This is a genomic window from Methylocapsa sp. S129, from assembly GCF_009765995.1.
Lineage (GTDB): Bacteria > Pseudomonadota > Alphaproteobacteria > Rhizobiales > Beijerinckiaceae > Roseiarcus.
This window is the reverse complement of record NZ_LMUI01000048.1, coordinates 371,745-380,618: the sequence shown is the minus strand read 5'-3', so window position 1 is coordinate 380,618 and position 8,874 is coordinate 371,745. Positions and strand designations below refer to the sequence as shown.

At 62.1% G+C, this 8,874-nt stretch carries 9 protein-coding genes; 2 read left to right on the top strand and 7 right to left on the bottom strand.

Features of this window, described 5'->3' with window-relative positions:
- Positions 1 to 150 precede the first annotated feature (150 nt).
- The 7 genes from GSQ90_RS26965 to GSQ90_RS32990 all read right to left on the bottom strand — a co-directional run bounded on the left by GSQ90_RS26965 (position 151) and on the right by GSQ90_RS32990 (position 8,389).
- Complete coding sequence (locus GSQ90_RS26965; RefSeq protein ID WP_158818032.1) at positions 151 to 2,304, bottom strand: indolepyruvate ferredoxin oxidoreductase subunit alpha; 2,154 nt, start codon at positions 2,302 to 2,304, stop codon at positions 151 to 153.
- A gap of 335 nt (positions 2,305 to 2,639) precedes the next feature.
- Positions 2,640 to 3,464, bottom strand: a complete 825-nt coding sequence (locus GSQ90_RS26960) for an ATP-binding cassette domain-containing protein (protein ID WP_158818031.1) — start codon at positions 3,462 to 3,464, stop codon at positions 2,640 to 2,642.
- A complete protein-coding gene (locus tag GSQ90_RS26955) occupies positions 3,461 to 4,369 on the bottom strand; it encodes an ABC transporter ATP-binding protein (RefSeq protein WP_158818030.1) in 909 nt (302 codons plus the stop codon). The genes GSQ90_RS26960 and GSQ90_RS26955 overlap by 4 nt, the downstream gene beginning before the upstream one ends.
- Positions 4,366 to 5,214 (bottom strand): ABC transporter permease, encoded by an 849-nt coding sequence (locus GSQ90_RS26950; RefSeq protein WP_158818029.1) that lies wholly within the window; start codon positions 5,212 to 5,214, stop codon positions 4,366 to 4,368. The genes GSQ90_RS26955 and GSQ90_RS26950 overlap by 4 nt, the downstream gene beginning before the upstream one ends.
- Entirely contained in the window at positions 5,207 to 6,214 is a 1,008-nt protein-coding gene (locus GSQ90_RS26945; protein WP_158818028.1) for an ABC transporter permease, read from the bottom strand. Before GSQ90_RS26945 ends, GSQ90_RS26950 begins: the two co-directional genes overlap by 8 nt.
- 199 nt (positions 6,215 to 6,413) lie before the next feature.
- On the bottom strand, positions 6,414 to 7,949 hold the full coding sequence (locus GSQ90_RS26940) for an ABC transporter substrate-binding protein (RefSeq protein WP_158818027.1): 1,536 nt from the start codon (positions 7,947 to 7,949) through the stop codon (positions 6,414 to 6,416).
- Between the two features lie 296 nt (positions 7,950 to 8,245).
- Positions 8,246 to 8,389, bottom strand: coding sequence for a hypothetical protein (locus GSQ90_RS32990; protein WP_158818026.1), 144 nt, complete (start codon positions 8,387 to 8,389; stop codon positions 8,246 to 8,248).
- Here GSQ90_RS32990 and GSQ90_RS32985 point away from each other — a divergent pair.
- Both GSQ90_RS32985 and GSQ90_RS26930 read left to right on the top strand, forming a co-directional pair.
- The gene (locus GSQ90_RS32985; RefSeq protein WP_371418458.1) at positions 8,339 to 8,482 is read left to right on the top strand and encodes a peptidylprolyl isomerase; all 144 of its coding nucleotides are present in this window, start codon (positions 8,339 to 8,341) and stop codon (positions 8,480 to 8,482) included. The genes GSQ90_RS32990 and GSQ90_RS32985 overlap by 51 nt on opposite strands.
- Positions 8,479 to 8,853: a transcriptional regulator gene (locus GSQ90_RS26930; RefSeq protein ID WP_158818025.1), complete on the top strand. Its 375-nt coding sequence runs from the start codon at positions 8,479 to 8,481 to the stop codon at positions 8,851 to 8,853. The genes GSQ90_RS32985 and GSQ90_RS26930 overlap by 4 nt, the downstream gene beginning before the upstream one ends.
- Positions 8,854 to 8,874: the final 21 nt, after the last annotated feature.

Here is an 8,874-nt window from a genome sequence, read left to right as displayed (position 1 = left end):
TTGGGGGGGGGGGTCGCGCCGCCCTCTCAAAATCTTCGTCTACTCCCACCAATCCGTGAGGTCGGCGCGACCCCCCACCCCGGCCCTCCCCCACAAGGGGGGAGGGGGTTCGTTCCGTCGATGGCCATGAATGGATTAACCTGCCCATCGTCACGCCGCGAACACGATGCGCCGCGCCTTGCGTCTGCGCTGCAACCAGCCGATCAAAGCCCCACGCCACCGCGCGATCCGCAAGTCCCAAGCGCTCGGATTATGAATGATGTCGGCGCGATAGAAGGACGGGCAGAGAACCGCCGCCTCCGCGACCTCGCCGCAATTGCCGCAGCCGACGCAGGAATTGTCGACCGCCGCGACCGGATCGTCCTTCAAGGGATCGTCTGTATGCTTGACCGACAGCGACGGGCAGCCGGAAAGGCGAATGCAGGCATGATCGCCGGTGCAGACATCCGCATCGACGCCGAAGCGCTCTTTGATCATGCGCTTGCCGTCCTTGACGGCCTTTGCGAACAAGGGCTTCACGCGGCGCTGCTTGTTGAGCGAACATTCCGACGAGGCGACGATGATTTTGGGTCCCTCGTCGGTCGTCGTCAGCGCCTCGCGCAAGACATCGCGCATCTTGCCGACATCGTACGTTCGGTCGATCTGCCGCACCCATTTGGCGCCGACGCCCTTCACCGCATCGACAATGCTGTTGTTGGTTTCGCGCCTGCCGTTGAACGCGCGCGACGACAGAATGTCCTGGCCGCCGGTCGCGGCGGAATAATAATTGTCGACGACGAGAATGACGCCGTCCTGCTTGTTGAACACGGCGTTGCCGACGGAAGAGGCGAGGCCGTTGTGCCAGAAGCCGCCATCGCCCATGATCGAAATCGCGCGCTTGTCGGAAGCGACATTGAACGCCGAGGCCGAAGCGGGACCCAGGCCATAACCCATCGTCGTCGCGCCGATATTGAACGGCGGCAGGATCGAGAACAGGTGGCAGCCGATATCGGCCGCCACGTGATGCTGTCCGAGCTCCTTCTCCACCAATTTCATCGCCGCGAAGATCGGCCGCTCGGGGCAACCCGTGCAAAAGCCGGGCGGGCGGGCAGGCACCACTTCGTTGAGCGCCTTGACCTTGGGATCGGCGAGGATCGCGCTGGGATCGGGCAGCGGCGGCTGGTTGCCGAGCATCGGCCGCGCAAACAGGTCGATGAATTTGCGGATGCTGGAGGCCATCACCGGCGCGGTATATTCGCCGGCCTGCGGAAACACATCCTTGCCGGAAATCCTTGTTTGCAGATCGCGGCGACGCAGGATCGTATTGAGCGATTGCTCGATATATTCGGGTTGGCCTTCCTCGACCATCAGCACCGCCTTCTTGCCTTCGCAGAAAGCGACGATCTCGTCGTCAACGATGGGATAAGTGACGTTCATCACATAGAGCGGAATAGCGCTGCGGCCATAGACATCGGCGAGGCCGAGCTGCTGCAGCGCGCGCATCACGCCATTATACATCCCCCCTTGCAGGATGATTCCAACTTCGCCGCCTTCGGGTCCGAAGCGCTCGTTGAGCTTGCGCTCCTTGATGAATTTTACGGCGGCGGGCCAGCGCTTCTCGATCTTCTCCTTCTCATGCGTGAAGGAGGCGGGCGGCAGCACGATGCGGCCGGTGTCGCGCACGGGGCTCTCCAGCGCCTCGCGCAGCGTATAGGACGGGCGCTTATTGTCCTTGGCGATGAAAGAGCCATGGACATGGCAGGTGCGGATGCGCACCTCGACCATAACAGGCGTGTTTGAGACTTCCGACAGTTCAAAGGCGGTCTCGACCGCATGAACCACCGAGGGCAGATTGGGGCGCGGATCCATCAGCCAGATCTGCGACTTCATCGCATAGGCATGGCTGCGCTCCTGCATGATCGAGGAGCCTTCGCCATAATCTTCGCCGATGATAATGACGGCGCCGCCGGTGACGCCGCCGGACGCAAGGTTCGACAACGCGTCCGAGGCGACATTGGTGCCCGCCGTCGACTTCCACGCCACCGCGCCGCGGATCGGATACATCACGGAAGCCGACAGCATCGCGGCGGCGGTCGCTTCCGAAGCCGACGTTTCGAAATGAACGCCGAGCTCTTCCATCAGACCGGCCGCGTCGGACAGGACGTCCATCATATGCGAGATCGGCGCGCCCTGATAACCGCCGACATAGGAGACGCCCGATTGCAGCAGCGCCTTGGTGATGGCGAGAATGCCCTCGCCCTTGAATTCCTCGCCGGCGCCGAGACGGAGGTCTTCGACCTCGCGTGCGAAAGACCGTTCCGCCATGCTGGAAAATCCTCCGGAGGACGCTGCTTCGCGCACTAAACACGCAGCGCAACGATAGTTGCAAAATCATATTTCGATGAATCTAAACTGTCAATTGATACCGGGCCGCAACCGGCCATCCAGCGCCACGTCAAACACGGCGAACGATGCATGTGAATACTCCGTCATTGCGAGCGGAGCGAAGCAATCCAGAAATCGTGACGCTTGCTAGTTCGTGCGCGACGTTTGACTGTGCAAATCGACGAGCGCGCTGCATGAAGGTCTCTATTCCGAGAGGTTACGACCTCTGGATTGCTTCGCTCCGCTCGCAATGACAGAGAGCGTGCGCACACGCGTCACCCCGCCTCCAGCCATCCCGGATCGATCTCCGGCAACGGGATCGCGGCGAGCAATTGGCGGGTGTAGGGATGTTCGGGAGCGTCGAACAAGGCGGCTGTGTCGCGGTTCTCGACGATCTCGCCGCCTCGCATCACAATGACGCGGTTGCACAGGCGGCGGACCACCGAGAGATCGTGGCTGATGAAGGCGAGCGTTAGCTTCAACTCGTCTTTCAGCCGCGCGAGCAGATCGAGGATTTGCGCCTGGCTCGACACGTCAAGGCCGGAGACAATCTCATCGGCGAGCACGAAGCGCGGCGACAGAGCGATGGCGCGCGCGATGCCGACACGCTGGCGCTGACCGCCGGAAAGCTCGTGCGGGTAGCGCGAAGCGAAGGCGCGCGGCAGGCCGACGGCGCCGAGCGCCGCCGCAACGCGCGCGCGGCTGTCGGCGCCGCTTGTCGCAACGCGATGGAACAGCAGCGGCGCCGCGATAATGGCGCCGACGGATTTTCGCGGATTGAGCGAGGAAAAAGGATCCTGAAAGATCACCTGCAAGTCGCGACGGAGCGGTCGCAGAGCCGCATCGGAGAGATGAGTAATGTCCTGGCCGTCGAACCCGATCGCCCCGCCCGTCGGCTCATAGAGGCGCACCAAAGCGCGGCCGAGCGTCGACTTGCCCGACCCCGATTCGCCGACAATGCCGATCGTCGAACCGGCGGCGATATCGAACGTTAGGCCTTTGAGGATTTCGATGCGCGGCGCCGGCCCGAACAAAGGCTTGCGCGTCATATCGGGGAGCGACAGGCGCAGATTGTCGATCCTGAACAGAGGTTCGGTCATGCCCGGCGCCCCGCCGCCGCCAGACGCGCCTCCGCCCAGATATTGTCGGTCTGTGCGATCTCTTGGCTCAGGGCTTCGATCACTTCGGGCCGCACGGGGGCGAGCGATTCCTCGGGCCGGTCGTAGCGCGGCGTCGCCGCCATCAGCGCCCGCGTATAGGCATGCGCGGGCGCGTTGAACAAGGTCGCAACATCGGTCTGCTCAACGATCTTGCCAGCATAGAGCACGCTGACGCGCTGACAGATTTTGGCGACGACGCCGAGATTATGGGTGACGAACAACAAGGCCGTGCCGTGGCGGCGCTGCATTTCGGCGATGAGTTTCAGAATCTGCTTCTGCACGGTGACGTCGAGCGCCGTCGTCGGTTCATCGGCGACGATCAGCCTCGGCTCGGCGGCGAAGGCCGAGGCGATCAGCACGCGCTGGCGCATGCCGCCCGACAATTCATGCGGATAGCTCCGGAAGACGCGCGCCGGCTCGCGGATCTGCACTTCCTCCAGCAGGCCGAGCGCCCGCGCCTTGGCTTCCGCCGCCGACAGGCCGAGAATCCGGGTCAGCCGGTCGGTCATCTGCGCCTCGATCCGTTTGGACGGATTGAGCGCGGTCAGCGGGTCTTGCGGGATCAAAGCGGCGTTGACGCCGACCAGTCGCCGACGCTCGCGGTCCGACAGTGTGAAGAGATCCGTCCCGCCAAGCCTGACCGCGCCCTCGATCACTTCGACGGCGCGCGGCAGGATGCCGAAGATCGCGCGGCCGATCATGCTCTTGCCTGCGCCGCTCTCGCCAACCAGCCCATGCACTTCGCCCGGCGCTACCGCGATCGAGGCCTGGCGCAGCAGCCGACCCTCGCCGCCGCGCCGCAGCCTGACGCTCAGGCGATCGATCTTCAGGAACGGCGCGCTCATCGCATCACCGGATCAAAACGTTCCTTCAGGCCCTCGCCGAACTGGCTGAAGGCGAGCACGGTGAGGAACAGGCAGGTCAGCGGAAACACCAGCACCCACCAGGCCTGGTGCACGATGCCGCGCCCTTCGGCGATCATCGAGCCCCAGGTCGGATCGTCGGTCGAGATCGACAGATTGACGAAAGACAAGATCGCCTCGACGATCACCGCAATGCCCATTTCGAGCGAGAACAGCACGACGATCGCGGGCAGCACATTGGGCAGCACTTCGCGCGCCATGATGCGCAGCGTCCCATAGCCCGCGACTTTGGCGCTGTCGACATAATCCATCCGCCGCTGCTGCATCGCCTCGGCGCGCACCACCCGGCAGAACCGCGTCCAATCGATCACCGCAATCGCAATGATCACGGAAGACAAAGCCGGGCCGAGCACGGCGACGAGCAGGATCGACAGAAGGACGGGCGGAAACGCCATCCAGATATCGACGAGGCGCGAGATGATCCGATCGGCCCAGCCGCCGAAAAAGCCCGCGACGAGCCCGAGCAGCGAGCCGAACAGACAGGCCGCCGTGCTGGCGACGATCGCGACGATCAATGCCGGCCGCGTCGCATAGATGATGCGCGAGAGAATATCGCGGCCGAGACTGTCGGTGCCGAGGTAATAGCCGGGCTCGGCGCCCGGCAGCCAGGCCGGCGGCAAGGTCTGCAGCATCAGGTCCTGCGCGAGCCGGTCATGGGGCGACAGCGCGCCGGCGAAAACCGCCGCGAAAAACAACAGCGCGATCCAGGCCGCGCCGAGCCAGAGGCGGATGCTGCGACGGCGATGCAGAGGGCGTGGCTCAACCATGCCGGAGCTTCGGGTTGAGCGCGACATAACAGAGATCGACGGCCAGATTGACGCCGACGAAAATGACCGCGAACAGCAGCACGATGCCCTGGATCAACGGCAGGTCGCGATTGATGACGGCATCGATCGCCAGATTGCCGAGGCCCTCATAGGAGAACAATCGCTCGACGATCACCGTGCCGCCGATCAGGAAGGTGAATTGCACGCCGATCACGGTCAGCGACGGCGTCACCGCATTGCGCAAGGCTTCATGCAGGAGAACATAAGTCTCGGAGAAGCCCTTGGTGCGGGCGATCAAGGCGTAGTCCTGATGCATCACTTCTTTCAGCGATGTTTTCAGAATCTGCGAAATGACGGCGGCGAGCGGCAAGGCCAACGCCATCGCCGGCATCAGCATATGACCGAGAAGATCGAGCGTCAGATCGAAGCGCAGCCGCACGATGCTTTCGATCAGGAAGAAATTGGTGACGAACGGCAGTTCGAGCGTTGGCGTCACGCGGCCGGAAATATCGAAGATCGGGATCGCGACGCCAAACAGCAGGATGAAGGTCAAGCCCCAGAGAAAGTCGGGAACGGAAAGCGCGATTCCGTTGAACAGGTCGACGCCCGCCTCCGTCGCCGTGCCGCGCCAGCGCGCCGCCAGGATCGCCATGAAGCCGCCGATCACGACAGCGATGGCCAGCGCAAGAAAGGCGAGCTCGAGGGTCGCCGGCAACCGGCCGAACACGACTTCGGTGACGCTTTCACGCAGCGAGATCGACGTGCCGAAATCGCCGCGTACGACATGGCCGAGCCAGATCAGGAATTGCAGCGGGATCGATTTGTCGAGCCCGTAAAGCGCGCGCAGGTCTGCAATGTCCTGCGGGCTGGCGCCCGGGCCGATCATCATCGCGATCGGATCGCCGGGCGCCACGCGCACAAGCACGAACACCACCACCGCGACCCCGAAGAAGGTCACAACCAGGGAAATCAGGCGGATGATGAGCGCGGATAGGCGCATGGAGGGACCGGATTTTCCCTTCCCCCCTTGTGGGGGAAGGTGGCCGAAGGCCGGATGGGGGGTCGCGCCGCCCTATCAAGGTCAGCGTGAAGCTCGCCTTGATAGGGCGGCGCGACCCCCCTCCCTAACCCTCCCCCACAAGGGGGGGAGGGAATCGACGACCGGCGAGTCCGTCTTGGCGACGGTGGGGTGTTATTTCCTATGCCGGACGAACCAGTTGCGGCAACATCGCGCCTGACAGGTTCGGCGTGACCTTGACGCTGGAGGCGTAGAGGATCGGCTGCACATATTGGAACAGCGGAATCACATAGCCTTCCTCGGCGATATATTTGTCGACCGCCTTATAGCCGGCGATGCGCTTGGCCTCGTCCGCCTCGCCCCAGAGCGGGCCGATCTTGGCGATCAGATCGTCCGATTTCCACGCGCAATGCGGGCTCGGGCCGAACATCGCAAAGCCGGTCGAGGTCGAGGGATCGCCGATCGAATTGCCCCAATTATAGAAGGCCGCCGGCGCGAGCTTGTGGCCGAAGCGCAATTCGAAATGCTTGGCGATGTCATAGACCTCGATATTGGCCTCGATGCCGACCTTGCGCCACATGCCGACGATCGCCTGGATGATCTCGAAATCCTTCGGCTTGAAGCCCTTGGTCGTCTGGATCGTGAACTTGGCGGGCTTCTCTGGGCTGTAGCCGCTCGCCGCCAAATGTTTCTTGGCGAGCTCAGGATCGTAGCTGACCTTGATGCTGGGATCGAACGCCGCATATTCGGGCGCCTGCAACGTGTCGATCGGCACGCCATAGCCCTTGAGCAGCCGGTCAACCAGGAGCTTCTTGTCGATGGCGTGGATGGCGCCGAGGCGGACGTTCTTGTCGAGCATGACCGGGTCGACATTGGTCAGGAAGATCATCGCAATGTCGGAGACGGGCGTGGTGACGCCGGTCAGCCCCTTCTTGCCCTTCAGGCGATCATATTCCTCGTAGGGGATGTCGAAAGTCACCTGCGACTTGCCCGATTCGATTTCGGCGACGCGGCTGGCGGCGTCGGGCACGAATTTGATGATGACGGTTTCGAAGGCCGGCTTGCCGCCCCAATAATTCGGGTTGGCTTTCAGCCGCACGAAAGCGTTGCGCTCGTATTTCTCAACGATATAGGGGCCGGTGCCGATCGGCGCGGCCTCAAAGCCCTCGGCGCCGACCTTGGTGTAATAGGCTTTCGGCAGTACATAGCCGGTCAGGAACGCCATCCATTTGAACAAAGTCGGATCGAATTCCTTGACGTCGCCGGTGATGACGTCGTCGGCGACCTGGAGATTGCCGATCTTCGACCAGACGAAATTGATCGGGTTACCGGTCTTGGGATCGGCGGCGCGCTGCAGCGACCAGACGACGTCTTCGGGCGTGAATGGCGAGCCGTCGTGCCACGTCACGCCCTTGCGCACCTTCATTTTGATTTTCTTGTTGTCGTCGGTCCAGCCCCATTCGGTGATGAGGCCCGGCGTGAACGACAGGTCGGGCTTCTGGCCGATATATTGATCGAACACCGCCTGATAGATGCCCTGGATCGTCGGATTGACCGCCGAGGGGCCATCCGCCGGATCCCATGAGGGCAGATTGACGTTGTAGGCGATCGACAGCGTGCCCCCTTCCGCAAAAGCCGAACCATACGCAAGCCCGCCGGTAAGAGCGGCGGCGCCGAAGGCGCCGAGTTTCAGAACGTCGCGTCTTGAATGAATCATGTCAGCGCTCCCAGGGTCATGTGAACGAATGCGATTGCATAGGTTTGGCCGGAACGGCGGATCGCAGCGAGAAACCTGCCCCATTTTCCCGCAAAAGCTTTAGACCTAAAATATGTAAATGCAGGATTTTGGGTTGTCAATCGAGGGGTTTCGAGGAGCCGCGCTCAATTTTGGGGTGGATCGGCGCCGTTGATGAAGCGCCGTCTTGATCATTGACGACGGCCAGCAATGATGGCATCGATGCCAACATGAAGGCCGAGACCATTCGACGCGCCAAGACCGTCTTTCCAGATGGTTCAATCGTGGAAATGGTTATCTGAAGAGTGCCCCATCCCGTCGCCGGCAGCAATCACCGCTACAAATATCGACTGTTTTTCGGCAGGGAGGGAATACGCCAGGTCGGTTACGACAATGAGCGCGGCAAAGGGGATCATCGTCATCTGGATGGGCGGGAGTTCCCCTATACTTTCACCTCGGTGGAAGAACTGGTGCGAGATTTCCTCTCCGACGTTCGCGAAAGGATGCCAAAATGAAGCACGCCCTGATTCAGATACGCCACGATCTCGACCCCGACGCGACTCTCGACGCCATGGGCAAAGACTTTGTTGAAGCGTGGAAGACAGAGGCGCCCTCAAATCCCGTCGCCACATTCACTTTCAGCTCGCCCGCGCAATTGTTTTCCGTCATCAGTCCCAAGCGCTGGGAATTGATCGAGCATTTGCAGAAGATCGGTCCTTCGAGCGTTCGCGGACTGGCCCGAGCGCTGGGCCGCGACATCAAACGTGTGCATGACGATGTGACCGCGCTCATCGAATGGGGCATTATCGAAAAGACTGAAAAGGGTAAAATCTGCGTGCCTTACGACGTCATCCACGCAGGTTTCGATTTGCGCGCTGTGGCGTAATTCTAGGGTTGGCCCTCATCA

What these genes read in the sequence shown, in the direction of transcription:
- GSQ90_RS26965 (WP_158818032.1), bottom strand. Translation starts at nt 2,304, where the DNA reads ATGGCGGAACGGTCTTTCGCACGCGAGGTCGAAGACCTCCGTCTCGGC.
- GSQ90_RS26960 (WP_158818031.1), bottom strand. Translation starts at nt 3,464, where the DNA reads ATGACCGAACCTCTGTTCAGGATCGACAATCTGCGCCTGTCGCTCCCC.
- GSQ90_RS26955 (WP_158818030.1), bottom strand. Translation starts at nt 4,369, where the DNA reads ATGAGCGCGCCGTTCCTGAAGATCGATCGCCTGAGCGTCAGGCTGCGG.
- GSQ90_RS26950 (WP_158818029.1), bottom strand. Translation starts at nt 5,214, where the DNA reads ATGGTTGAGCCACGCCCTCTGCATCGCCGTCGCAGCATCCGCCTCTGG.
- GSQ90_RS26945 (WP_158818028.1), bottom strand. Translation starts at nt 6,214, where the DNA reads ATGCGCCTATCCGCGCTCATCATCCGCCTGATTTCCCTGGTTGTGACC.
- GSQ90_RS26940 (WP_158818027.1), bottom strand. Translation starts at nt 7,949, where the DNA reads ATGATTCATTCAAGACGCGACGTTCTGAAACTCGGCGCCTTCGGCGCC.
- GSQ90_RS32990 (WP_158818026.1), bottom strand. Translation starts at nt 8,389, where the DNA reads ATGACGATGATCCCCTTTGCCGCGCTCATTGTCGTAACCGACCTGGCG.
- GSQ90_RS26930 (WP_158818025.1), top strand. Translation starts at nt 8,479, where the DNA reads ATGAAGCACGCCCTGATTCAGATACGCCACGATCTCGACCCCGACGCG.